General features: G+C 71.4%; 26 protein-coding genes and 1 pseudogene. 11 read left to right on the top strand and 16 right to left on the bottom strand.

Annotation, left to right across the window (positions count from 1 at the left end):
* Positions 1-194: 194 nt before the first annotated feature.
* Both ABZ807_RS08640 and ABZ807_RS08645 read left to right on the top strand, forming a co-directional pair.
* A complete protein-coding gene (locus tag ABZ807_RS08640) occupies positions 195-1,493 on the top strand; it encodes a dicarboxylate/amino acid:cation symporter (RefSeq protein ID WP_357154793.1) in 1,299 nt (432 codons plus the stop codon).
* 98 nt (positions 1,494-1,591) lie between these two features.
* A complete protein-coding gene (locus tag ABZ807_RS08645) occupies positions 1,592-2,659 on the top strand; it encodes an NADH:flavin oxidoreductase/NADH oxidase (protein ID WP_357154416.1) in 1,068 nt (355 codons plus the stop codon).
* Positions 2,660-2,719: 60 nt separating this feature from the next.
* Here the strand turns inward: ABZ807_RS08645 and ABZ807_RS08650 are convergent, their stop codons facing one another.
* The 3 genes from ABZ807_RS08650 to ABZ807_RS08660 form a co-directional block, all read right to left on the bottom strand.
* Positions 2,720-6,229, bottom strand: coding sequence for an ABC transporter ATP-binding protein (locus tag ABZ807_RS08650; protein WP_357154419.1), 3,510 nt, complete (start codon positions 6,227-6,229; stop codon positions 2,720-2,722).
* Between the two features lie 212 nt (positions 6,230-6,441).
* Positions 6,442-7,281: a GNAT family N-acetyltransferase gene (locus ABZ807_RS08655; protein ID WP_357154422.1), complete on the bottom strand. Its 840-nt coding sequence runs from the start codon at positions 7,279-7,281 to the stop codon at positions 6,442-6,444.
* A gap of 47 nt (positions 7,282-7,328) precedes the next feature.
* On the bottom strand, positions 7,329-8,552 hold the full coding sequence (locus ABZ807_RS08660; RefSeq protein ID WP_357154426.1) for an MFS transporter: 1,224 nt from the start codon (positions 8,550-8,552) through the stop codon (positions 7,329-7,331).
* A gap of 110 nt (positions 8,553-8,662) precedes the next feature.
* Here ABZ807_RS08660 and ABZ807_RS08665 point away from each other — a divergent pair, with 110 nt between their 5' ends.
* Positions 8,663-9,232 (top strand): PadR family transcriptional regulator, encoded by a 570-nt coding sequence (locus ABZ807_RS08665; protein WP_357154428.1) that lies wholly within the window; start codon positions 8,663-8,665, stop codon positions 9,230-9,232.
* A 130-nt stretch (positions 9,233-9,362) separates the two neighbouring features.
* Here ABZ807_RS08665 and ispG read toward each other — a convergent pair whose 3' ends face one another.
* The 7 genes from ispG to ABZ807_RS08700 are packed head-to-tail and all read right to left on the bottom strand — an operon-like array spanning position 9,363 to position 14,530.
* Positions 9,363-10,535 (bottom strand): flavodoxin-dependent (E)-4-hydroxy-3-methylbut-2-enyl-diphosphate synthase, encoded by a 1,173-nt coding sequence (gene ispG, locus ABZ807_RS08670; protein WP_357154430.1) that lies wholly within the window; start codon positions 10,533-10,535, stop codon positions 9,363-9,365.
* A 9-nt stretch (positions 10,536-10,544) separates the two neighbouring features.
* Complete coding sequence (locus ABZ807_RS08675; protein WP_357154433.1) at positions 10,545-11,786, bottom strand: site-2 protease family protein; 1,242 nt, start codon at positions 11,784-11,786, stop codon at positions 10,545-10,547.
* Positions 11,786-12,997 (bottom strand): 1-deoxy-D-xylulose-5-phosphate reductoisomerase, encoded by a 1,212-nt coding sequence (gene dxr / locus ABZ807_RS08680; protein WP_357154436.1) that lies wholly within the window; start codon positions 12,995-12,997, stop codon positions 11,786-11,788. Before dxr ends, ABZ807_RS08675 begins: the two co-directional genes overlap by 1 nt.
* 43 nt (positions 12,998-13,040) lie before the next feature.
* Entirely contained in the window at positions 13,041-13,256 is a 216-nt protein-coding gene (locus ABZ807_RS08685; RefSeq protein WP_357154439.1) for a hypothetical protein, read from the bottom strand.
* A 12-nt stretch (positions 13,257-13,268) separates the two neighbouring features.
* Entirely contained in the window at positions 13,269-13,475 is a 207-nt protein-coding gene (locus ABZ807_RS08690; RefSeq protein ID WP_357154441.1) for a DUF397 domain-containing protein, read from the bottom strand.
* 48 nt (positions 13,476-13,523) lie between these two features.
* On the bottom strand, positions 13,524-13,733 hold the full coding sequence (locus ABZ807_RS08695; protein WP_357154443.1) for a DUF397 domain-containing protein: 210 nt from the start codon (positions 13,731-13,733) through the stop codon (positions 13,524-13,526).
* The gene (locus tag ABZ807_RS08700) at positions 13,724-14,530 is read right to left on the bottom strand and encodes a helix-turn-helix transcriptional regulator (protein ID WP_357154446.1); all 807 of its coding nucleotides are present in this window, start codon (positions 14,528-14,530) and stop codon (positions 13,724-13,726) included. Before ABZ807_RS08700 ends, ABZ807_RS08695 begins: the two co-directional genes overlap by 10 nt.
* A gap of 152 nt (positions 14,531-14,682) precedes the next feature.
* Here ABZ807_RS08700 and ABZ807_RS08705 point away from each other — a divergent pair, with 152 nt between their 5' ends.
* Genes ABZ807_RS08705 through ABZ807_RS08715 form a run of 3 tightly spaced genes read left to right on the top strand, consistent with a single transcriptional unit; the run spans position 14,683 to position 15,475 of the window.
* On the top strand, positions 14,683-14,949 hold the full coding sequence (locus ABZ807_RS08705) for a hypothetical protein (RefSeq protein ID WP_357154449.1): 267 nt from the start codon (positions 14,683-14,685) through the stop codon (positions 14,947-14,949).
* Positions 14,946-15,209 carry a hypothetical protein gene (locus ABZ807_RS08710; protein ID WP_357154451.1) on the top strand — a complete coding sequence of 88 codons (264 nt, stop codon included), beginning with the start codon at positions 14,946-14,948 and terminating at the stop codon, positions 15,207-15,209. Before ABZ807_RS08705 ends, ABZ807_RS08710 begins: the two co-directional genes overlap by 4 nt.
* The gene (locus ABZ807_RS08715; RefSeq protein WP_357154454.1) at positions 15,206-15,475 is read left to right on the top strand and encodes a hypothetical protein; all 270 of its coding nucleotides are present in this window, start codon (positions 15,206-15,208) and stop codon (positions 15,473-15,475) included. The genes ABZ807_RS08710 and ABZ807_RS08715 overlap by 4 nt, the downstream gene beginning before the upstream one ends.
* A gap of 77 nt (positions 15,476-15,552) precedes the next feature.
* On the opposite strand, the gene ABZ807_RS08720 is transcribed toward ABZ807_RS08715, so the two are convergent.
* From ABZ807_RS08720 to ABZ807_RS08730, 3 genes are all read right to left on the bottom strand, one after another.
* Entirely contained in the window at positions 15,553-15,750 is a 198-nt protein-coding gene (locus ABZ807_RS08720) for a hypothetical protein (RefSeq protein ID WP_357154457.1), read from the bottom strand.
* Positions 15,751-15,912: 162 nt separating this feature from the next.
* Positions 15,913-16,632 (bottom strand): response regulator transcription factor, encoded by a 720-nt coding sequence (locus tag ABZ807_RS08725; RefSeq protein ID WP_357154459.1) that lies wholly within the window; start codon positions 16,630-16,632, stop codon positions 15,913-15,915.
* Positions 16,629-17,783 carry a sensor histidine kinase gene (locus tag ABZ807_RS08730; RefSeq protein ID WP_357154462.1) on the bottom strand — a complete coding sequence of 385 codons (1,155 nt, stop codon included), beginning with the start codon at positions 17,781-17,783 and terminating at the stop codon, positions 16,629-16,631. Before ABZ807_RS08730 ends, ABZ807_RS08725 begins: the two co-directional genes overlap by 4 nt.
* 208 nt (positions 17,784-17,991) lie before the next feature.
* Here ABZ807_RS08730 and ABZ807_RS08735 point away from each other — a divergent pair, with 208 nt between their 5' ends.
* The 4 genes from ABZ807_RS08735 to ABZ807_RS08750 all read left to right on the top strand — a co-directional run bounded on the left by ABZ807_RS08735 (position 17,992) and on the right by ABZ807_RS08750 (position 21,030).
* Entirely contained in the window at positions 17,992-18,963 is a 972-nt protein-coding gene (locus tag ABZ807_RS08735; protein ID WP_357154465.1) for an alpha/beta hydrolase, read from the top strand.
* A gap of 321 nt (positions 18,964-19,284) precedes the next feature.
* The gene (locus tag ABZ807_RS08740) at positions 19,285-20,115 is read left to right on the top strand and encodes an MMPL family transporter (protein WP_357154467.1); all 831 of its coding nucleotides are present in this window, start codon (positions 19,285-19,287) and stop codon (positions 20,113-20,115) included.
* A 235-nt stretch (positions 20,116-20,350) separates the two neighbouring features.
* Positions 20,351-20,716 (top strand): type II toxin-antitoxin system RelE/ParE family toxin, encoded by a 366-nt coding sequence (locus tag ABZ807_RS08745; protein WP_357154470.1) that lies wholly within the window; start codon positions 20,351-20,353, stop codon positions 20,714-20,716.
* The gene (locus tag ABZ807_RS08750) at positions 20,713-21,030 is read left to right on the top strand and encodes a helix-turn-helix transcriptional regulator (protein WP_357154473.1); all 318 of its coding nucleotides are present in this window, start codon (positions 20,713-20,715) and stop codon (positions 21,028-21,030) included. Before ABZ807_RS08745 ends, ABZ807_RS08750 begins: the two co-directional genes overlap by 4 nt.
* A gap of 443 nt (positions 21,031-21,473) precedes the next feature.
* Here ABZ807_RS08750 and ABZ807_RS08755 read toward each other — a convergent pair whose 3' ends face one another.
* Positions 21,474-21,677, bottom strand: a complete 204-nt coding sequence (locus tag ABZ807_RS08755; RefSeq protein WP_357154476.1) for a hypothetical protein — start codon at positions 21,675-21,677, stop codon at positions 21,474-21,476.
* Positions 21,678-22,161: 484 nt separating this feature from the next.
* A pseudogene (locus ABZ807_RS08760) lies at positions 22,162-22,569 on the bottom strand (hypothetical protein); the annotation flags it as partial.
* Here ABZ807_RS08760 and ABZ807_RS08765 point away from each other — a divergent pair.
* Positions 22,541-22,708, top strand: a complete 168-nt coding sequence (locus tag ABZ807_RS08765; protein ID WP_357154479.1) for a hypothetical protein — start codon at positions 22,541-22,543, stop codon at positions 22,706-22,708. The pseudogene ABZ807_RS08760 and the gene ABZ807_RS08765 sit on opposite strands and share 29 nt — an antisense overlap.
* Positions 22,709-22,795: 87 nt before the next feature.
* On the opposite strand, the gene ABZ807_RS08770 is transcribed toward ABZ807_RS08765, so the two are convergent.
* A complete protein-coding gene (locus tag ABZ807_RS08770; RefSeq protein WP_357154482.1) occupies positions 22,796-22,963 on the bottom strand; it encodes a hypothetical protein in 168 nt (55 codons plus the stop codon).
* Positions 22,964-22,995 lie beyond the last annotated feature (32 nt).

Consider the following 22,995-nt stretch of genomic DNA (forward strand, 5'->3'; position numbering starts at 1 on the left):
GAGCCGCTCCTTCCGCCGGTGGGTCGGCGGGGAGTAGCGTCGGCAGGCGATGACCAACATCTGGCACCTCACCGTGCGCCTGTATGTCGACCTCCGACTGCAGGCCAGTGGCGTCTGTCCGGCGCAGCCACTCTCCTGACGCTGCCCCGACCGACCCGCTGACAGACCTTGGACGCATCCTCATGGCTTCCGCCCTGCGCAAGATCCCCTTTTCCGTGCAGATCCTGCTCGGCCTCGTGCTCGGCGTGGCGCTCGGCTTCCTCGCCCGCGCCAACGACCTGAGCTGGCTCACCAGCACCCTCGACACCGTCGGCCACCTCTTCATCCAGCTGCTCAAGCTGGCCGTCCCGCCGCTCGTCTTCACCGCGATCGTGGTCAGCGTGGTCAGCCTGCGCGGCATGGCCAACGCCGCCCGGCTGGCGCTGAAGACGCTGCTCTGGTTCGGCATCACCGCGCTGATCGCGGTGAGCATCGGCATCGGCATCGGCCTGCTGACCGACCCCGGCAAGGGGGTCACCCTCGACGTGGCCGGAGCCACCGCGCCGAAGAAGAGCGGCTCCTGGATCGACTTCCTCACCGGCATCGTGCCCACCAACCCGGTCGGCGCGTTCGTCGAGGGCAACGTGCTCCAGATCGTCTTCCTCGCCCTGGTGGTCGGCGCCGCCGCGCTGCTCGTCGGCCAGGCCGCCGAGCCGTTCGTCGAGTTCAACCGCTCCGTGCTGACCATCGTGCAGAAGGCGCTCTGGTGGGTGATCCGGCTCGCCCCGATCGGCACCCTCGGCCTGATCGGCAACGCCGTCGCCTCGTACGGCTGGGACCTGCTGGCCCCGCTGGCCAAGTTCACCACCGCCGTCTACGTCGGCTGCGCGATCGTGCTGTTCGTGGTCTACCCGCTGCTGCTGGTGGCGGCCGGCCGGCTCAACCCGCTGCGGTTCTTCGCCGGCGCCTGGCCGGCGATCGAGCTGGCCTTCGTCTCCCGCTCCTCGGTGGGCACCATGCCGGTGACCCAGCGGTCCGTCGAGCGCCTGGGCGTCCCCCGCGAGTACGCCTCCTTCGCGGTGCCGTTCGGCGCGACCACGAAGATGGACGGCTGCGCGGCCATCTACCCGGCCCTGGCGGCGATCTTCGTCGCGCAGGTCTTCGGGGTGGACCTGGGCGTCACCGACTACCTGCTGATCGCCTTCGTCTCGGTGGTCGGCTCGGCGGCCACCGCCGGCCTGACCGGCGCGATCGTGATGCTCACCCTGACCCTGAGCACGCTGGGCCTGCCGCTGGCCGGCGCCGGCCTGCTGCTGGCGATCGACCCGATCCTGGACATGATCCGCACCGCCACCAACGTGGCCGGGCAGGCGCTGGTGCCGACCATCGTCGCCGCCCGGGAGGGCACCCTGGACCGGGCCGCGTACGACTCCGCCGGCAAGCGTGAGCTGGTCGACGCCGAGGAGACCGAGCGGCCGGCCCGGCAGGACGGGCTGAGCCCCGTCCCCGCCTGAGCCCCGGGCCGCGGCCGGCCCGGCTCCGCACGGACCGTTGATCGGGGAGGGCCCTGCCCGCAGGGCCCTCCCCGACTCCCCTGACGGAGGATCACGACATGAGTTCCCTGTTCACCCCGCTGGCCCTGCGCGCGGTCACCCTGCCCAACCGGGTCGCCCTCGCCCCGATGTGCCAGTACAGCGCCGGACCGGACGGCCTGCCCACCGACTGGCACCGGATCCACCTCGGCTCCCGGGCCGTCGGCGGCGCCGGCCTGATCCTCACCGAGGCCACCGCGGTCGTCCCCGAGGGGCGGATCAGCCCGCAGGACACCGGGCTCTGGTCCGACGCCCACGTCGACGCCTGGCGGCCGGTCACCGGTTTCGTCTCCGCGCAGGGCGCGGTGCCGGCGGTGCAGCTCGCGCACGCCGGGTTCAAGGCGTCGACGTACCGGCCGTGGGCGGAGCGGCCCGGCGGCGTGCCGGACACCGAGGGCGGCTGGACGCCGGTCGGTCCCGGCGCCGTGCCGTTCCTCCCCCACTACCGCGAGCCGACGGCGCTCGACGAGGCCGGGATCGCCCGCGTGGTGTCCGCCTTCGCCACCGCCGCCGGCCGGGCGGTGGACGCCGGCTTCGGCGCGGTGGAGATCCACGCCGCGCACGGCTACCTGCTGCACGAGTTCCTGTCCCCGCTGACCAACCACCGCACGGACGGCTACGGCGGCGACCGGGCCGCCCGGATGCGGCTCGCCCTGGAGGTGGCCCGCGCGGTCCGCGCCGCCGTCGGCGAACAGGTGCCGGTGCTGACCCGGATCTCCGCCACCGACTGGGTCGAGGGTGGCTGGACCGTCGAGGACAGCGTCGTGCTCGCCGGTGAGCTGGCCGCCGCCGGGGTCGACCTGGTCGACGCCTCCTCCGGCGGCGCGTCCGCCCATGCGGGCATCCCGGTCGGGCCCGGCTACCAGGTGCCCCTGGCCGCCCGGATCCGGCGCGACGCCGGGGTGCTCACCGGCGCGGTCGGCCTGATCGTCGAGCCGGAGCAGGCCGAGCAGATCGTCGCCGGCGGCGAGGCCGACCTGGTGCTGCTCGGCCGGGAACTGCTGCGGGACCCGTACTGGCCCCGCCGCGCCGCCGCCAAGCTCGGCGCCCACCCCGCCTGGCCCGACCAGTACGCCCGCGCCTTCTGACCCACCCCGCCCCGTGCCGACCCCGCGCCGGCACCCGGCGAGGGGGAAGCGGGCCCTAGGTCAGCCGGCCAGGTGGCCCCAGTCGTCCTCCAGTTCCCGCCAGGGGCCCTGCGCGGCCACCGCCCCGTCGCGCAGCACCACCACGTGGTCGGCCCGCACCAGCGCCGCCCGTTTCGACGTCGAACCGACCACGGTCACCCCGTGCTCGCGCAGCGCCGCCCAGAGTGCCAGCTCGGTGGTGACGTCCAGCGCCGACGAGACGTCGTCGGCGACCAGCAGCTCGGTACGCGGCGCCAACGCCCGGGCCAGCGCCAGGCGCTGCAACTGGCCGCCGGAGAGTCGGGTCCCCTTGTGGCCGATGAGCAGCCCGAGCCCGCCCCCGGCCGCGGCCAGGTCGTGGTCGAGCTGCGCGGTGGCCACCGCCCCGGCGGCGTCGACCTCGTGGCCGAGCGCGATGTTGTCGGCGACCGTGCCGGAGAGCACCCGGGGCAGCTGCCCGACGTACCCCACCTGCTGCGGGCGGAGGAACAGCTCCGGCTCGGTCACCGCTTCGCCGTTCCAGCGCAGCGTGCCGGTGTGGTGCACGATCCCGGCCAGGGCGCGCAGCAGCGAGGACTTTCCGGAGCCGACCGGCCCGACCACGAGCACCAACTGGCCGCGGTCGACGGTCAGGTCGACCTCCCGCACGGCGAGGGTGCCGTCGGAGTGCAGCGCGCCGAAGCCGGCCAGCTCCAGCCGGCGCAGCGGACGCCGGGCCGGCGGCACGGGCGCGGGCGCGGTGCCGGCGGCCAGGTCCACCCCGGGCACCGCCGCCGAGTACGCCCCCACCCCGGACATCGCGACCGTGCGCCGGGTCCACACCCGCGCCGACGGGTAGTGCGAGACCAGCGACGCCGTGGTCCAGGCGAACCAGCGGGCCGCGCCGAGCGTGGAGACCGCCACCAGCGCAGCGCCCGCGGAGAGCCCACCGGTCAGGTAGAGCGCCCACGCCCCGATCGGCAGCAGTCCGCTGGCCACCGACGGGGTGGAGCGGGCCCACACCTGCATCGAGATCTCCCGGCGCTGCCGGTCGCTGCGCACGGTGTCCAGCAGGGCCAGGTGGTCGAGCACGGGGCGGGTGGCACCGGCGAGCTTCACCGTCCGGGCCGCGGAGAGCGAGGAGACCAGCGCGGTGGCGAACGCGGCCCGGGCCTTGACCGTGCCCCGGGCGGAGCGTTCCAACCGGGGGCCGAAGAGCGTCGCGGCCAGCCCGGACACCACCATCGTGCCGACGAAGAACAGTCCCGGCACGAGGCTGCCGGTCACCACCGTCATGCTCACCAGGAGCACCAGCGAGATGAACTGGTCCACCAGGTTGTCGGCGAGCTGCACCACCCGCTCGGTGTCGCCGCTCTGGGCCACCACCTCGGCTGGGGTGTGCCCGCTGACCCGACGCGCCCCGGTCTGCCCGTGCACCAGCCGCAGGCTGATTCGCAGCATCTGGCGTACCCACCACTGGGGGAACCACAGGTTGGTGTAGAAGGGCAGCGGCAGGACGACCAGCAGCGCCGCGGCGATGCCGAGCGCCGGCAGCCAGGGGCTGCCGCCGTCCACCACGTCGGCCCAGAGCCAGGGCAGCACCGCGCCGTCCAGGCCGAGCAGCAACATGACGACGAACATGCCGACCGAGACCAGGCCGTACCGCGGGTCGTTCAGGGCCAGGCGCAGGATCTCCCGCATGGTCCGCGCGGGCGGCGCCGGGGGCAGCGGCGGCGGGTCGGTCTTCGGCACGGCCACCCGGGCCGGCCGGTCGGCTGTCACCGCCGCGGGCGTGGGGCCCGACTCGGCGGCCTCCCACGGGTCGCGCGGCCCGGGCAGCAGGTCCACCCCGCCCCGGCCCGCGCCGGCCGGGGCGTACGCGGCGGCGTGGCTGCTGGCCAGCAGCTCGGCGAAGCGTTCCGACTCGCGCAGCGGGCCGGCCTCCAGCACCGCCCCGTCGGCCATCACCACCACCTCGTCGCAGCGGCGCACCGAGGAGAGGCGGTGGGCGATGACGATGCCGATCCGGTCGGTGAGCAACCGCTCGGTGGCCTGGCGTACCCGGGTCTCGGTGACCGGGTCCAGCCGGGCGGTGGCCTCGTCGAGGATCACCACGTGCGGGTCACGGACCAGGATCCGGGCGAACGCCACCAGCTGTTCCTGCCCGGCGGAGAGGACGTGCCCGCCCTCGCCCAGCTTCGTGCCCATCCCGTCGGGCAGCTCGGCGATCCAGCCGGCCAGCCCCAGTTCCTCTAGGGCCCGGGTGGCGTCGTCGAGCAGGTCGGGGTCGAAGAGCGCGACGTTCTCGGCGAGCGTCCCGGCCAGGATCTCGGTGCGCTGCGGCACCACGGCGACCCACCGGCGTAGCTGCTCGACGTCCAGATCGACCAGGTCGGTGTCGCCGAGGAAGACCGTGCCGCGCGGCACGTCGACCGCGCGGGTGAGCACCTTGGCCAGCGTGGACTTGCCCGACCCGGTCCGCCCGACCAGCGCGTACGACCGGCCGCGGGCGAAGGTGAGCCGGATGTCGCGCAGCGCCGGCCCCCGCTCGCCGTCGCCGGTGTTCGAGTAGTGGAAGGTGAGCCCGCGGACGGTCAGGTCGCCGTCGGCCGGGGCCGTGCCGCCGGCGGGTTCCTGGCGGGCGTCGGAGAGCAGTTGCACCCGGGCCCACGCGCCGAGCGCGTACTGGAGGTGGGGCACCCAGCGGGCGAGGTGCTCGACGGTGGCCCCGAAGGCGATGACCAGCAGCCAGATCGCGGTCAGCCGGGCGCCGTCGATGCGGCCGGTGGCCAGCGCCCAGGCCCCGCCGAGGACCACGGCGGCGATGCCGGCGCGGATCACGCCGGCGGCGATCGTGGTGACCCGGGCGGACATCAGGAACACCCGCCGGCACCGGGCGAGCACCTCGGCGGCGCGCCGGGCATAGAGGCGCAGCACGTACGGCCGGGCCAGGCTGGTCCGGACGTCGTCCTGGCCGTGCACCGCCTCCTCCATCACCGCGGCGAGGTCCGACCAGGCCTCCTCCTCGGCCATCCGGGCGGGGGCGATGCGCGCGGTGGGGCGGCGCAGCACGACGGCGAGCAGCGCGGTGAGCACGACCATGCCGACACCGGCCGGCCACCAGACGAACAGGGCGCTCACCGTGGCCAGCAGGCACACGGCCAGCCCCTGGACGAGTCGTACGCCGGTGTTCCGCAGCTCGGAGGCGACCTGGTAGACGTCGTTGTCGATGCGGTCCAGCAGCTCGCCGACCGGGGTGGTCTCCAGGGTGGTCAGGTCCTGTCCGAGCGCCACCCGGCACAGCCGGCGGCGCACGTCGGCGGACCAGTCGGCGGTGAGCCCCGCCATCAGCAGGCCGATGACGAGATCGCTGACGACGGCGGCGACCAGCGCCAGCACCAGCGCGGCGAAGAAGGCGGCCGAGCGGTGCACCAGGACCGGGCCGGCGAGGGCCGACGCGGCCGCCTGGCCGGCGGCGCCGAGCACGATCAGCACGACCACGACCGCCATGCGGCGGGGCGCGGTGGCCCAGAGATCACGGAGCAGGCGCATGGGAGGGTCCCTCCGGACTCGGGGTGGCGGTACGCCCAGCCTGGTCCTCCGGCCGCGACTATTCAAACGCATTTACCGCGCCCCCGACCGCCCCCGGCCTGCGACGCGGCCCGCCCCGCTCAGGTCTGGGCGACCCGCCGGACGATGCCGAGCAGCGCCGGGGAGGCGGTCCGAGTGCGTGATCCCCGCCATGCCCGGCGGGAGGGGTCGCGTCAGAACAGCACGGTGGCCAGGGTGCCGACCGGCCGGAAGCCGCAGCGCTCGTACACCCGGCGGGCGGGCAGGTTGAAGTCGTTGACGTAGAGGCTCACGGTCGGGGCCACCCGGAGCAGCGCGTCGCGCACCACCGCCGCCATCGCCGCCGTGGCGATCCCCCGCCCCCGCCACTCGGGCGCGACCCAGACCCCCTGCACCTGGGCCGTACGCCGGGTCACCACCGCCAACTCGGCCTTGAAGACCACCCGGCCGTCGACGAAGCGGGCGTACGCCCGATCGGCCCGTACCAGGTCGGTCACCCGCCGCCGGTAGGTCCGCCCGCCGTCCTCGGCCAGCGGCGATACGCCGACCTCCTCGGTGTACATGGCCACCGCCGCCGGGAAGAGCCGGTCGATCTCACCGCCGCGCACCTGGCGCACCTGCGGATCGGCGGGCACCGGGGGCAGCGCGTCGGTGGCCAGCAGCGGCTGGTTGGGGCGTACGTCCCGGGCCGGGCCCCAGTGCACCGAGAGCCGGTCCCAGAGGCCGAGCACCGCGTCGGCCCGCCCCACGATCGAGGAGCAGAGGCGCTCCTCGGCGGCGAGCTGCTCGGCGAAGGCCGCGACCGCCGGCTCCGAGGCGAGCACCGGGGTGAGGTTGCCGCCCAGCCAGCAGATCGACTCCAGGTTGCGCCGGGTTCCGTACCCCAGGATCCGCCCCTCGGCCCGCCACCAGGCCAGGCCACGGGCAGCGATCCGCTCGGCGACCTGCGCGCCCGCGAACGGGTCGAGGTCGAGCAGCCGCTCGACCGCGCGGCGCTCCGACTCCCCCAGTTGGCGTACCGGCACCGTCAGCACGGCTACCAGCCTGCCAGATGGGGGCGGCAGCGCGCCGGCCGACCGGGTCAGACGGTGACCGGCTCGGTCACCGGCTCGGCCGGCCGGCTCCGCGCCGCCCACCGCACGACCGGCGGCACCAGCGCGCCGAGCAGCAGGAACAACCCGCCGAGCAGCAGCCAGCCGGGCGCGCCCCAGCCGACCGCGAGGCTGGTCACCACCACCGGGGCCGCCATCCCGCCGAGCTGCATGCCCATCCCGTACGCGCCCTGATACTGACCCTGCGCCCGGGCCGGGGCGAGGCCGAAGGAGATGCCCCAGCCCGCCGCCGCGTGCCACAGCTCGCCGACCACGTGCACCAGCGCCCCGGCCAGCAGCAGCGCCACGGCGGCCGGGGTCGGCACGCCGGCGCTGGCAGCGAAGATCGCGCAGGCCACCGCGATGACCACGCCGGCCCGCCGGGCGGCCCGCGCGGCCCCGGGTAGCTCCTCGGTGCCGCGCGAGGCGCGGACCTGGAAGAGCACCACCGTCACTGTGTTGACCAGCATGCAGGCCGAGATGAGCCAGTGCGGGGCCGTGGTGTGGTCGGCGATCCACAGCGGCAGGGCGATGTTGAGCAGCCCGAAGTGCATCGACATCAGCCCGTCGAGCATCGTGAAGGCCAGGAACGGGCGGTCCCGCAGCGCGATCAGCCGCGGCCCGTGCGCGGGTGCCGGAACGGGCGGGACCGGCGTCAGTCGGAGCAGGATCGCCGCCGCCAGCAGGTAGGTGACGCAGTTGAGCAGGATCAGCGCGACGTACGCGGCCCGGGTGTCGGCGGCGAGCCCGACGCCGGCGACCACGGCGCCGACCGAGATCCCGACGTTGGTGACGGCACGCAGCCAGGCCCGGGTACGGACCCGCTGGTCGGCGGGGACCGCCCCGGCGATCAGCGCGCCCCGGGCGCCCCGGCTGGCGGCGTCGGCGACCGCCATCAGCACGCCGACCACCAGGAACGCCGGGAACGACCGGACGGCCACCAGGGCGGCGGTGCAGGCGCCGGAGGCGACCAGCGCGGCGAGCTGGATGCCGCGCGGGCCGTGCCGGTCGGCCAGGTAGCCCATCGGGGTGCTGGCGACCAGGCCGACCAGTGCGGTGACGGTGAGGCCGAGGCCGACCTGACTCACCGACAGGCCGACCGAACGGGTGAGGAAGAGCGCGCTGACGGTCAGCCAGGTGCCCCGGCCGACGGTGTTGACCAGGGCGGAGAGGGCGAGGGTCCGGGCCGGGCCCGGTTCGGGGAGCAGTCGCACGCCCGACACTCTAACAAGACGTACGTACGGTTTGCATCCCCGGCCTTGTCGATGACACATTGCCGATATATCGTCGATGCATCAACGACAGTCCGAGAAGGGATCATGGCATGACATTCCATCAGCACTTCCACGCGATGCACGAGGCCCGTCGACGCGGGTTCGGCTTCCCGCCCGGCCCGCACGGGCACGGCGGCTGGGGCGGCGGCCGGGGCGGCCGGGGTCGGGGCCGCGGACGCCGACCGAACGTCCGCGGCGCCGTGCTGGCCCTGCTCACCGAGCGGCCGATGCACGGGTACGAGATGATCCAGGAGATCGACTCCCGCACCGGCGGGGCCTGGCGACCCAGCCCGGGCTCGATCTACCCGACCCTCCAACTGCTGGAGGACGAGGGGGTCATCGCCGCCAGCACGGACTCCTCCACCGGGGGTCGGAAGCGGTTCGCCGTCACCGACGCCGGCCGCGAGGAGGCCGCCACCGCGGCGCAGACCCCGCCCTGGGCGGAGTTCGCCGAGAACACCGTCAACAGCTGGCACGACATCCGCGACGCCGGGGCGCAGGCGATGAACGCGCTGCGCCAGGTGATGATGACCGGCACCGACGACCAGCGCGAACGGGCGGCCCAGGTCCTCGACGAGACCCGCCGCAAGCTCTACGCCATCCTCGCCGAATCCGAGTGACCGCCGCCGCCCTCCGGGGCACGGGACGCCCTCGTACAGAGAAAGAGTGGCCATTCCTCTCGGAATGGCCACTCCGTCGCTGTAGGTGCGTTCGCGTCGTGCGTCGGGGCGGCGCCGGGGACGGGGTCGGTCAGTGGACGGTTACGGTGGCGCCGGGGACGAGGTCGCGCAGTTCCTCGGGGATCTCCGCGCCCATCTCGTCGGCGAGGCGGAGCGCCTCCTCGATCAGCGTCTCGACGATCTGCCCCTCGGGCACGGTCTTGATGACCTGGCCCTTGACGAAGATCTGGCCCTTGCCGTTGCCGGAGGCGACACCGAGGTCGGCCTCGCGGGCCTCACCCGGGCCGTTCACCACGCAGCCCATCACGGCGACGCGCAGCGGCACCGGCAGCCCCTCCAGGCCGGCGGTGACCTCCTCGGCGAGCTTGTAGACGTCGACCTGGGCCCGGCCGCAGGACGGGCAGGACACGATCTCCAGGCCGCGCTCGCGCAGGCCCAGCGACTCCAGGATCTGGTTGCCGACCTTGATCTCCTCGACCGGCGGCGCGGAGAGGGAGACCCGGATCGTGTCGCCGATCCCCTCGGCCAGCAGCGCGCCGAAGGCGACCGCCGACTTGATGGTGCCCTGGAACGCCGGCCCCGCCTCGGTCACCCCCAGGTGCAGCGGGTAGTCGCACTGCTCGGCGAGCTGCCGGTACGCCCGGATCATGACCACCGGGTCGTTGTGCTTGACCGAGATCTTGATGTCCTGGAACCCGTGCTCCTCGAAGAGCGAGCACTCCCAGAGCGCCGACTCGACCAGCGCCTCGGCGGTGGCCTTGCCGTACTTGGCGAGCAGCCGCTTGTCCAGCGAGCCGGCGTTCACGCCGATCCGGATCGGCACGCCCGCGTCACCGGCCGCCTTGGCGATCTCCTTGACCTTGTCGTCGAACTGCCGGATGTTGCCCGGGTTGACCCGGACCGCGGCACAGCCGGCGTCGATCGCGGCGAAGACGTACTTCGGCTGGAAGTGGATGTCGGCGATCACCGGGATCTGCGACTTGCGCGCGATCGCCGGCAGCGCCTCGACGTCGTCCTGGCTGGGCACGGCGACCCGGACGATCTGGCAGCCGGACGCGGTCAGCTCGGCGATCTGCTGGAGGGTGGCGTTGACGTCGGAGGTGAGGGTGGTGGTCATCGACTGCACCGAGACCGGCGCACTCCCACCGACCGGCACCGAGCCGACCATGATCTGGCGGCTGGCCCGGCGCGGGGCGAGCGACGGGGGCGGCACGGCGGGCATACCGAGACTGACAGCGGTCACTTCAGGCACTCACCTTGAGAAGAGCGTGATCGGGTTGATGATGTCCGCGGTGGCGGTGAGCAGCGTAAACGCGCCACCGACCAGGATCACCGCGTACGTGAGCGGCATGAGCTTCATGTAGTCCACCCGGCCCGGGTCGCGGCGGCCGATCCGGGCGTACAGCCAGGAGCGGACCCGCTCGAACCAGGCGATGGCGATGTGCCCGCCGTCCAGCGGCAGCAGCGGCAGCAGGTTGAACACGCCGACGAAGAAGTTCAGCGAGATGAACAGGTGGGGCAGCATCTCCCAGAAGCCGTTCGCCAGCGCCTCGCCGCCGAGCCGGCTGGCGCCGACCACGCTGATCGGGGTGTCCTTGTCCCGCTCGCCACCGGTGACGGCGGTCCAGAGGGCGGGGACCTTCTCCGGGATCCGCTTCATCGCCTCGTACGTGCCGACGGCGAGGTCCTTGGTGTAGCCGGCGGTGGCCGGGATCGCCTCGACCGGCCCGTACGTGACGGTGGCCGGGACGCCCGGCGGCAGCGCGGGACCGGCGACGCCGAGCGCGGAGACGGTGACCAGGGCGCCCTCCGGGTTGTCCAGCGGCTTGCGCTGCACCGCGGCCAGGTTGGCCTGGACCTCGCCCGGCACGCCGTCGCGCTCGTACCGGATGGTGGCCGGCTTGCCCGGCGGAAGGTCGCGGACGGCCTTGACCAGGGCGGTGTAGTCGGCGACTGCGGTGCCGTTCACCGCGAGGATCCTGTCGTCGTCGCGCAGCCCGGCCTGCTTGGCGGGGCTCACCGGGTCGCCGGGGGCGCACTCGCGCGGGGCGTCGGTGGGGATGACGCAGTCCACGACCTTGATGTGCGCGGGCAGCGGGTTGGGGATGTCCTTGTTCGGCAGGCCCATGAACATCGCGGCGAGCCAGATGGCGATCACGGCGAGGGCGAAGTGGATGACCGAGCCGGCGGACATCACGATCGTCCGCTTCCACACCGGGTAGCGCCACATCGCCCGGTGCTCGTCGCCCGGCTCGACGTCGTCGTCCTGCGGCGTCATGCCGACGATCTTGCAGAAGCCGCCGAGCGGGATGGCCTTCAGGCCGTACTCGGTCTCACCGCGCTTGAAGGACCAGAGGGTCGGGCCGAAGCCGACGAAGTAGCGGGTGACCTTCATCCCGAACGCCTTGGCAGTCAGCATGTGACCCGCCTCATGCAGGCTCACCGAGATGAGGATCGCCAGGGCGATCGCCACCACCCCGAGCAGATAGAGCATCAGGCTTCCTTCCCCGACCCCACGATGATCTCCTGCGCATGCGCGCGCGCCCACGATTCGGCCGCGAGCACGTCCCCGACGGTACCTGGTTCACCGAAATCGGGAGCCTCCTCCAGCACTCGCCGGAGGGTGTCGACGATGCCGAGGAAGGGCAGCCGGCCGGCGACGAACGCCGCGACGGACTCCTCGTTCGCCGCGTTGTAGATCGCCGGGCGGCAGCGGCCGGTCTCGCCGGCGGCCTTGGCCAGGGCGACCGCCGGGAACGCCTCGTCGTCCAGCGGGGCAAACTCCCAGGTGTGTGCCTTCGTCCAGTCGACCGCGGCGGCGGCGTCACCCACCCGGTTCGGCCAGCCGAGGCCGAGCGCGATCGGCAGCCGCATGTCCGGCGGGCTGGCCTGGGCGAGGGTGGAGCCGTCCACGAACTCGACCATCGAGTGGATCACCGACTGTGGGTGGACCATCACGGTGATGTCGGCGTAGGGCACGTCGAAGAGCTCGTGCGCCTCGATCACCTCCAGCGCCTTGTTGACCATGGTGGCGGAGTTGATGGTGACGACCGGCCCCATGTTCCAGGTGGGGTGCGCAAGCGCCTGCGCGGGTGTGACCTGCGTCAACTCGTCGCGCCGCTTCCCCCGGAAGGGGCCGCCGCTGGCGGTGACGACCAGCCGCCGCACCTCGCCGCGCGTCCCGCCGCGCAGGCACTGGGCGAGGGCCGAGTGCTCCGAATCCACCGGCACGATCTGCCCCGGCCGCGTCACCGCGGCCCGCACGAGGGGGCCGCCGGCCACCAGCGACTCCTTGTTGGCCAGGGCGAGGGTACGACCCGCGCGCAGCGCCGCCAGCGTCGGCGCGAGCCCGAGCGAGCCGACCACCCCGTTGAGGACCACGTCGCAGGGCCACTGCGCCAGTTCGGTCATGGCGTCCGGGCCGGCGACGATCTTCGGCAGCCGGAAGTCCCCGGTGGCCCAGCCGCGCCGGCTCGCCTCGGCATAGAAGGCCAGCTGGAGGTCCTGCGCGGCGGAGGATTTCGCCACCCCGACCGCGTCCACGCCCAGCTCCAGGGCCTGCGCGGCGAGCAGTTCGACGTTGCCGCCACCGGCGCCGAGCGCCACCACCCGGAACCGGTCCGGGTTGCGCTTGACGATGTCGATGGCCTGGGTGCCGATCGAACCGGTGGAGCCGAGCAGGACCAGGTCTCGGGGAGTTGTCACGCGGCCATTCTGCCCCGGCGTCACTGTGCGCCCGCTGGGAGCCTCAGCCCTCCCCGTCGGCATGCTCCGGGGGCGCCTCCTCGCCTAGCAGGACTGCCGGATCGATGGTGAGGTCGAATGGCTCCCGCATGACGAACGGAGTGCCCGCCCCGGCGGCGGACACCGGCCGGTACTCGCCCTCGATCAGCGCGAACAGGGCGATGATGGGGACCCGGTTCCGGAGGTCGACGCGGAGGAAGAAGGGCAACCCGGCGGGCATGGAACCTGTTGGTCAGGATTGGATGGTGAGATTGTCGTGGGCAGCGGCGTGGGCGAAGGCAGCCCACGCCTCGGTCGCGAAGGTGAGAACAGGTCCTTGCCGGTCCTTGCTGTCGCGCACCCCCACCACGTACGGCAGGTTGGTCGCCACCTCGACACAGGTGGAGCCACCGTTGTCGCTGCGGGTGGACTTGCGCCAGATCGCACCAAGCACGTCCATACCTCACCCTGCCTCGGAGTTGTCCACCCAGCCCGCTGAGGCTGGTGCCTACGCCTTGTGAGCGTTGAAGCTGCCGGTGGCGGCGGCGTGAGCAAAGACGGCCCAGGCGGCTGGCGCGAACGTAAGCACCGGACCATGCAGATCCTTGCTGTCCCGAACCCCCACCACCGCGGGCAGATTGGTCGCCACTTCGACACAGGTGGAGCCACCGTTACCGCTACGGGTCGACTTGCGCCACACCGCGCCGGTCAGGTCCATGACTTCGTCAGCTCCCGAATCAGTTCCTGGGAGGCCCGGCGGGGCAGCGCCTCGCCACGCACGGCCTCCCACTTGCGCTGAAGGGTATCAACGTCTTCCGGGTTGTCCGTCACGTGTGCCCGGAGCTGGTTGTCAAGGTGCGCAACCTCCGACCCTTCTGGAGTCCTCGCGAGGATGAACGGGCCGGCCAAACCTGCATGGGCCCCTGTTCCTGTCGGCACAATATGCAGGTGGACGTGCGGCAACTCGGTGACCCTCAACAGGTGCTCGAACTGCTCGATCATGAGGGCTGGCTCTCCGACTCGCCGGCGCAGGACGACCTCGTCCACCAATGCGATGAACTGGGGCGCATTCTCTGCCGTCAGCACCGCTTGCCGGTCCAGTCGCGACGTGAGCCGTTGCTCGATCTCTGGCACCCGAAGCAACCCACCCCATTCGAGCACCGCGCGGGCGTAGCCTTCGGTCTGCAACAGGCCGGGGATGAGGGACGGTTCGAACCAGCGGATCAGCGTCGCCTCCCGCTCCACGCTGATCCACTCGCGCAGCCACGGTGGCGCGGCGTCGGCCCTGACCAGGGTAAGTAGCCGCTCGAAGAGGCCACCGGCCTCCAGCGTCGCGTCGACCCGGGCGATGAAGTCCTGGGACGGCGTGCGGTGGCCGATCTCCACCATCCCCACCAGCGAGGACGAGTAGCTGATCCGCTGGGCCAGCTCCTCCTGGCTCAGCCCGCGCTCCTTGCGCGCCCGCCGCAGCTCCGCACCGAGGAACTCCAGCGTCGACATCGGGCTGTCGCCCATCACACCTCCACCACACGCCGCTCACCGAGCGCCACACGCCCGCCACGCGCTTCCGGCCAGCCGGCACAACCGGCGCTGAGGCCCTGCGCCACCTTCCGACCGTAGTCGTGTCCACAGCAGAGTGTGAACAGGCGCGAGGAAGGAATCAGCAAATGGGCAAACCGATCAGACCTGTGCCGCTGGCACCCCGGCACCGCCGCGACTGGTCCCGCTGGGGCCGGTACTGCACCTGCGGGCTGCGGTGGCCCTGCCCCGACCGGCACACGGTCGTACCGGAGGAGGCACCACCACCGGCGCGGCCGGCGCTGCCCACGCCGCGTAACCGCCTGTGGAACGGCCCCACGGCCGTGCACTGGGTCGGCGCGGCGGGTCTGATCACCCGGGGACAGGCGTACCGGGCGGACGCAGGTCGCCGGTGACGCGGCCGGAGCGCGCCTCCCTCGTGTCGGTCGGCCAGGTGGTCCCGATCGGCGAGGCCGACTACTGCTACGGCACCGGGCCGCTGCGGCTGCGGATCACCGAGGCGCCGGCCGGCGTCGACCACCCGGGGCTGGAATGGATCGAGCTGACTGGCGTGGAGATTCGGCCCGACGGGAGCGAGGCCCGTGGTAGCCAGCCCCGCACGGCGCTGGTCCGGGTGGCCGCGCTCCGCTCACCGACGCGCGGCGGCCGACGGTGACCAGCGCGTCGGTGTCTCCCGCCGAACTCGACCGGCACGTCGCCGCCCGGCCCAGCTGGCGCTGCCGGGCGTGCGCCGCCGCCTGGCCCTGCCCACCCGCCAAGCTGCGCCTCCGGCAGGAGTACGCCCACGACCGTCCGGCGCTGGCCGTCTACCTGTGCCTGCTCATGCACGACGCGATCGCCGACGCGCTGCGTGTCCGGGCCGGCGACGTCGACCCGGCCGATTACTTCACCCGGTTCATCGGCTGGACGCGCCGCCGGTGACGAAGCCCGAGTCACCACCCTGCCCATCCGGCCTTGAGACACATAATCGTCTGCGGACCGCCGGCCTCGTAGACGCATTAGTGGGCGAGGGCGCCGTTGGTGGGGTGGACGCTGGCCACCGATGCGAGACGCCCGGCGCGGTCGTAGCTGCGGGTTTCGGTGTATCCGTTGGTGGTCGGCAGGATTGTGGAGGTGAGGCGTCCGGCTGGGTCGTAGTCGAAGGTGGTGGCGTCCACGGTCTGTGTCCTGGGCAGCCCAGCGGTGTAGGTGGGCATGCACACCGCCGCGACAACGGGCGGTCGGACTGCGATGACGGCAACAACCGCGACGGCGGGAATCGCTCGGGATATTGCTGTTGATTATCGGCGGTGCCGCGCTTCCCCCGCCGCGGTACCCTGGCACGGTGCTCGGGGTCGGCCTCGCGGCGACGCGGTAGTTCACGGCCGGGGGCGTGGGGCGCGGGCCAGGCCGGTCTGGTAGGCGAGCACGACGAGTTGCGCGCGGTCGCGCGCCCCGAGCTTGGTCATGGCGTGGTTGGCGTGGGTCTTGACGGTGAGCGGGCTGAGCGTGAGCTGGTGGGCGATGTCCGTGTTGGACATCCCGTCGGCGGCCAGGGCTACCACCTCGCGCTCGCGGTCGGTGAGGGTGGCAAGCAGCGGCGAGGGGTGGGCCGGTTCGCTGTCGTGCAGCGTGAGGTACCTGGTGATGAGGCCCCGGGTGGCGGACGGCGAAAGCAGCGCGTCGCCGCGGGCGACCGTGCGGATCGCGTCGATCAGGGCGTCCGGGCGCGCGCCCTTGCCAAGGAACCCGCTGGCCCCCGACCGCAGCGCCTCGAAGACGTACTCGTCGATCTCGAACGTCGTCAGGATCAGCACCCGTACCCGGGCGAGGCTGTCGTCAGCGGCGATCCGCCGGGTAGCGGCCAGCCCGTCAAGGTCCGGCATCCGGATGTCCATCAAGACGACGTCGGCACGTGCCTCGCGGGCGACCCGGACCGCGTCGTGGCCGGTGGCCGCCTCGCCCACTACTGTCAGCCCTGGCGCACGGTCGATCACCAGCCGCAGGCCCGCGCGGATAAGTTCCTGGTCGTCGGCGAGGACCACTCGGGTCGGCGCCGTGGCGGCGGACGCCGGCGAGGCGGGCGCGGCCCCAGTCACGAGCCCTCGATCCCGGCCGCTCGCAGCGGAAGCTCGACGATGACGCGGTAGCCTGCCTCGGGCCCCGGCCCTGCCGACAGCCGTCCGCCCAGGGCAGCCACCCGCTCTCGCATGCCCACGATGCCGTGCCCTTCGGGCATGCGCCGGCCGCCCTGGGTGACCGCCTTTCCCTCGTCCTCGACCGTCAGCGTGAGCGCCCCTGGCGCGTACCCGAGCCGCACCATCGCAGTATCGCAGTCCGCGTGCTTGCGGGTGTTGGTCAGCGACTCTTGTATGACCCGGTAGGCGGTCAGCTCCACCGCCTCGGGCAACGGCCTGGCCTGGCCGGTCACCTCGCGGGTGACCCGCAGGCCCGCGCCGGCGAATGAGCAGATCAGCTCCTCGAGTTGGTCAAGTCCCGGCACCGGCTCCGCCGGCTCCGCCGGCTCCAGGCCGGGCTCGCGTAGCAGCCCGACGGTCAGCCGCAGGTCCTCGAGGGCTTCCTCGCTGGCCCGCTGGATGTGCGCGACCGACTCCCTGGCTTGCGACCGGTCCTCGTCATCGAGCAGGCAGGCCAGCGCGCCGGCCTGCACGTTGATCAGGGCGACATGATGCCCGACGGCGTCGTGCAGTTCCCGGGCGATCCGCAGCCGTTCCTCGGCAACGCGGCGCTTCGCCTCGTCCTCCCTGGCCTGCTCGGCGCGCCTGGCGCGCTCGTCGGCTTCGGCGACGTAGGCATGGTGGCTACGGGCGGCGAAGCCGGTGGTCACCGCCAGCGCCGCCCACAGCAGCACGACGAAGCCCGTGATGCCGGGATGGGTGATGAGCGAGGCGGAGACCAGGACCACCTTGACGGCGACGCCGACCGCGAGCGTCCGCACCTGACCGGAACCCAGCGCAATCGAGTACAGCGCGTAGAAGACCGCTGGCAAGGTCAGCGGGTAGGCCATACCGTCCGCCATCAGCACAACTGACCCGATGACGGCGACCGCCACGATGCCGATCGGGAACCGCCGGCACGCCACCAAGACCGCGTAGACCACGACGGACACCGCCCAGATCAGCGGCTGGTGAGAATTCAGCGCATGCCGGACATCGGCGGGGATCGTCACCACCGCGAACAGCACCATCGACATGATCGCCGAGAACAGCAGCAGCTGCTGCCTGGCCATCAGCCTGCTCCACACATTCGCCCACATACCAGGACTGTAAGCAACCGCCCTCGCCGCCCATAACCGATCTACTGCGAACGCAGTAGGCGAGGCCTGCAAGCCGCACCGGATGGCGCGGTACGTCCTGGGCAATCGCTGCGGCTGGCCGACGACCCCGGCCGGTTGAGACCCGGACGATGGGGAGCCGAACCGAAAGGAATGCTGGATCATGCGATCTCTTGCCCGAACGCACCCGAGACCTACGGCTAAGCGCCGACGGCGCCGCATCGTTGCCTCGGCAGTCCTCCTCGCCGTCGTCGGGCTGCTCCTGGGAAACACGGTGATTGTGGATAGGCAGGAGGCCGACGCCGCCGGGAACTCGACCCTGCCCGTCGACGGTGGGAACATCTACGTGAGCCAGGATGGCCCCCACGACGCCCCGGCCCTCGTACTGATCCACGGGACCGGCAGCTCACTCCGCTCGTGGGATCCGGTGGTGCCGATGTTGGCCACCTCCTATCGCGTCATCCGGATCGACCTGCTCGGGCACGGCCGGTCCGCCAAACCGGCCGGCGACGTCTACGCGATGGAACAGCAAGGACACCGGGTCGGCCAGGCACTGGACCAGCTCGGCGTCAAGCACGCCATCGTCGTCGGCCATTCCACAGGCGGCTACGTCGCCACCGTCCTCGCCGAGCAACGAGGCGACCTGGTGACCGCGATAGCACTCATCGACACCGGACCCAGCTTGGACGCATTCGTCTCCTCCGGGGCCGTCGGCAATCTCGTCTTCACCCCCGTGCTGGGGCAACTACTGTGGCGAATTCGGACCGACGGGATCGTCCGCCGGGGTATGAGCTCCGGGTTCGCGCCAGGTTTCAAGAACATCCCGCAGGAGCTTGTCGACGATACGCGCCGCTTGACCTACCACGCGCTCACCGCGACATCGAACGCGTCCGACGACTATCTGAACCAGCGTCCGCTCCCGGATCGGCTCACGGGATTCGGCAAGCCACTGCTGGTGATCTTCGGCGAGCAGGACCAGAGGTTTCCATCCTCATCCGCCGACCAATACCGCGCCGTCGCGGGCACGAGAGTCGAGTTGGTGCCGGGTGCTGGACACACACCCATGATCGAGGATCCGCCGCGGACCGCCGCGCTTCTGCTCAGCTTCACCAGTTCCGTGCTCGGAGCCCAGTAGCGACGCGGCGCAGCGCATCTATTTCGCCATGTCCGGCAAGCCGCAATGCCTGCCAGCGCAGACGTGAGACTCCTGGGTAGGCGGACAGTTCACCCCGCCCAGATACCGGGACGGTAAGCAGCCGCCCTCACCATCCACGACCGATCTGCTGCCAACGCAGTAGGCGAAGCCGGAAGCGCAGCCGATGGCGCGGTAACGCCTTGCGCAATCGCTGCGGCTGGCCGGCGACTGGGGCGACTGCGACCCAGACGATGAGAGCCGAATCGAAAGGAATGGACGATTCTGCCAGCTCTTGCGCGCTGGTGCTACCGACACCGCTTCATGGTGATCACTGCATGGATAGGTCTGGTCATCGGCTTGGCGGTGATGTCGCAGGCGGTGAAGACGTCGTATGACAACTCGCTCACACTGCCGGGCACCGGTTCCGGCAGCGCCCAGGAACTGCTGCTGCGATCGGCGCCGGCCCACGCGGGCGACTCCGACCGGATCGTCTGGCAGGTGAGCCACGGCAGCGTCGAAGATTCCGCCATCGAGCAGCGGATGTCGGCGATGCTCGCGCGGGTGTCGCACCTGCCCGAGGTGGCCTCGGTCGCCAGCCCATACCTGCCAGGCGGCGAGATCCAGATAATCCCGGACGGGCGCACCGCGTACGCCACGGTGAACTTCACCAAGGCGGCAGACGACCTGGACAAGGCCGACATCAACCAGGTGATCGCGGTGGCGACGGCTGCCCGGGAGCCGGGCCTTGCGGTTGAGCTTGGCGGCTGGGCCATCTCGAACACCGAGACGGCGCCGACGTCGATCGCGTCGTTGATCGGCATCGTCGCGGCTGCGGTCATCTTGCTCGTCGCGTTCGGGTCGCTGGTCGCGATGGCGCTGCCGATCGTGACCGCGGTGGCAGGCGTGGGCAGCGGCCTGATGCTCATGGCGCCGCTCAGCCACCTGATGTCCGTGACCGGCCTCGCGCCGGTTCTCGGTGCGCTGATCGGCCTTGGCGTTGGGGTCGACTACGCCCTGTTCGTCGTGACCAGGTACCGCCGCGGCCTGCAGTCGGGGCTGGACCCGGAGCGGTCGGCCGTCCTCGCGCTCAACACATCGGGCCGCGCGGTCCTGTTCGCCACGGGCACGGGGGTTTCCCCGGCGATCACATAGCACGTGTGGGATCTCTCCCGGGTAACGCTACGTAGTCATGCGCCTCACCTGGTCTTCCTGTTCGGGCAGAAGCGCATCGTTTCCACGTTCCTCGATGTTGACGGCGACGCTGACGGCAACCTGGGCAGACAAGCGGGGACCAGCGCCCCCAAGATGTCGACAGGTCGCCAACCTTCGGTGCGGCATCCGCCTCTCGGCCAGGCCGCCCGGGTTTACCGTCCGCTATACTCAGCGAGTGCGCGGCGAAGAGTGGGAGATTTACCTCGTCAACGAGGTACGCGACTGGCTCGACGCCCTCGACCCGACCGCGCACGCCCGCGTCGTGCAAGCCATCGACACCCTCGCCGAGGCCGGACCTGGGCTTGGCCGGCCGTTGGTCGACACGATCCATGGCTCGACCATCGCCAACCTCAAAGAGCTACGCCCCGGCACCGTACGGATCTTGTTCGTCTTCGACCCGTGGCGCTCCAGCATCCTGCTGGTCGCCGGAGACAAAACCGGGCGGTGGAACGACTGGTACCGCGAAGCCGTCCCCTTGGCGGAGCAACGCTACGAGATCTACCTGAAAGAACGCGCCGAGGAGGAGGGCCGCCAGCCATGAGCAGCTACGTCCGCTGGAAGGACATCCGCCCCGCCCACGTCGAGCGCGCCGGGGGTGAGCAGGCCGTCGAAGCCGGCAAGCAGGAACTACTCACCACCGTCGTTGGACACCGCCTTGCCGAGGTGCGCCGCACCCGGGGGCTGACCCAGCAGCAGGTTGCCGACCGCATGGGCGTCACCAAGGGCCGCGTATCACAGATCGAGCAAGGCAAGATCTCCGGGCAGGACGTGCTCGCCCGATACGCCGCCGCCCTCGGCGGGCGCCTCCACCAAGCGATCTACTTCGACGACGGGGACATCTCCGCCATCGCATAGCTCAACCGGCACGCCAAGATCCGGCTGGCTCAAAACTGGCTCTACAGGTATCAAGGCGGCCCGGCTTGCGCCGGGCCGCGCGCACGCGCTACGGCCTACGGCCCCACGCGCACGCCCATCAACACGAACCAGCGACCAGAAGCGGGGGCCGATCCACCAGGCCGAGGCCGCAACGATCGCCGAACCAGGCAGCCAACGAGGCGTCGCCGGCGATCGACGCCGCACCGCTACGCGGCGCGCCAACGGAAGTCCCGCCGGCAACGATCCTGCCGCCGGGCCGGGTCATCGATACATGCACATGTTGCGCAAGCCTGTGACGGCAACCGTGACGGCAACCCGAGCACACGGCGGCATCCCGCGATAGCCGTTCGCTACCATACGTAATCGCCCCGGCTTGCGCTCGATGAGCCTGAAATGACGACTCACAATAAATCACCTACAAGTCAGGTTGGCTTATTCATTTCGGCGCGAATATTCGCCGCCTCATCGCGCGCTGCTATCGATTCGGCAACGGCTTTGCGACGATCTTCGTCATACAACAGAACATTTGACAGCGATTCCAGGGCATCCGCAATCCGGTCTCGCCAGACAGCACAGGATTCTGGATCGTAATCGCCAACCGGCCTTTCGGAACGGATCTTGCGCAAGTTCTGTAGCGCTGCCCGCAGCTCTGGCGGAAGAGACATTGCCTACCCTCTTCCGCCTACGAGGGGCAAGAACCGCTGGCAGGCTGGACACGGGCCAATCAGGCTGCCATGGTCCTCAAGCGGGTAGGCGTTCCCCCTGCCGCCTCCACCAATCCTGACCGACTGAAATGTCGATCCGTCAAAAGGAATGCCCGCTTCCTCGAACTGAATAGCGCATCCAACTTCCCCACACCCGCCATGATGACTTGAATTGGCCACAGCTCGCGCGGTTTGCGGAGGCATAACTCCTGTCCGCGTATCCGTCGCATAGGCGAACCGGACTTGCGCTCCGCCTGCGGAGGTAATCTTAGTCGCAACGTTCGGGCGCACTTCTGGAGCCATGTTCAGAGCATCATCCGCAAAGTCAAGCAAATCATCGGCCGCCTCGCCGCAGTTGTGGACGAGGACCGGGGTGTTGCCGGCGATTACATAGTACGTGTGGACGTACCGACTTCGTCTCACCGGTCAGCTCGTAGAGCCGCTCCGCCTCGGCGGTGACCGCCGTGCCGGCCGGGGTGACGTAGTTTTTGCTGACCTTGGTCAGCGTGCGGGGCTGGCTGCCGTCGGCCTCGCCGTAGGTGTAGCTGGTGGTGGCGGCGTCCTTGGCGGTGTTACCGGTGAGGTCCTTCTCCACCAGCTTCGTACGGTTGCCGAGCAGGTCGTACTCGTACTCCTGCCAGTAGCCGGAACCGTCACGTCCGGCCGCCACGTTGCGGGTGTCGTCCGTGCCGACCGGGCCGATACCGCAGGAATCCTGGTCCTTCGCCGTCCACGCCGTCGTCAGCTGGCCGAGTGCGTCGTGCGTGAAGCACTGCCGCTCCTCGATGCCTACCGAACGCTCGCGGATCGCGGTGAACCGGGTACCCGACCTCTGGGCTCGGTTCGGGTCGGACGGGCAGATCCGTATCTACCACCCGTCCACCACCAGCATGTGGGCTCCGGCGAAGATCGTCCTGGGAGACGACTGGAGAGCGGTCAAGTCCTTCGGCTGAGCCCTCGTTCCCCGCATACAGCCACGGGGCCTGAGCAGGTGACTGCTCAGGCCCCGTTGTCACCTGGACGGCAGAGCCGGCCGGCACTCAGGTCGCGCTCAGTTCCGGCGGTCGACGCTCCCGCACCAGTCGTACGAAGAAGGCCGCACTCCCGGGGAACCGCAACCGAACACGCACGAGCACGGGCTGCATGGCCGGCCGCAGCGCGACGGCGAGCCGGTCCCGGTCGCAGACGGCGTCGAACTTGATGATCACGGCGGGAGCCGGTCCGCCTCCGCTGCCCCCGC

It is taken from the genome of Micromonospora sp. NPDC047548 (assembly GCF_040642975.1).
GTDB lineage: Bacteria > Actinomycetota > Actinomycetes > Mycobacteriales > Micromonosporaceae > Micromonospora.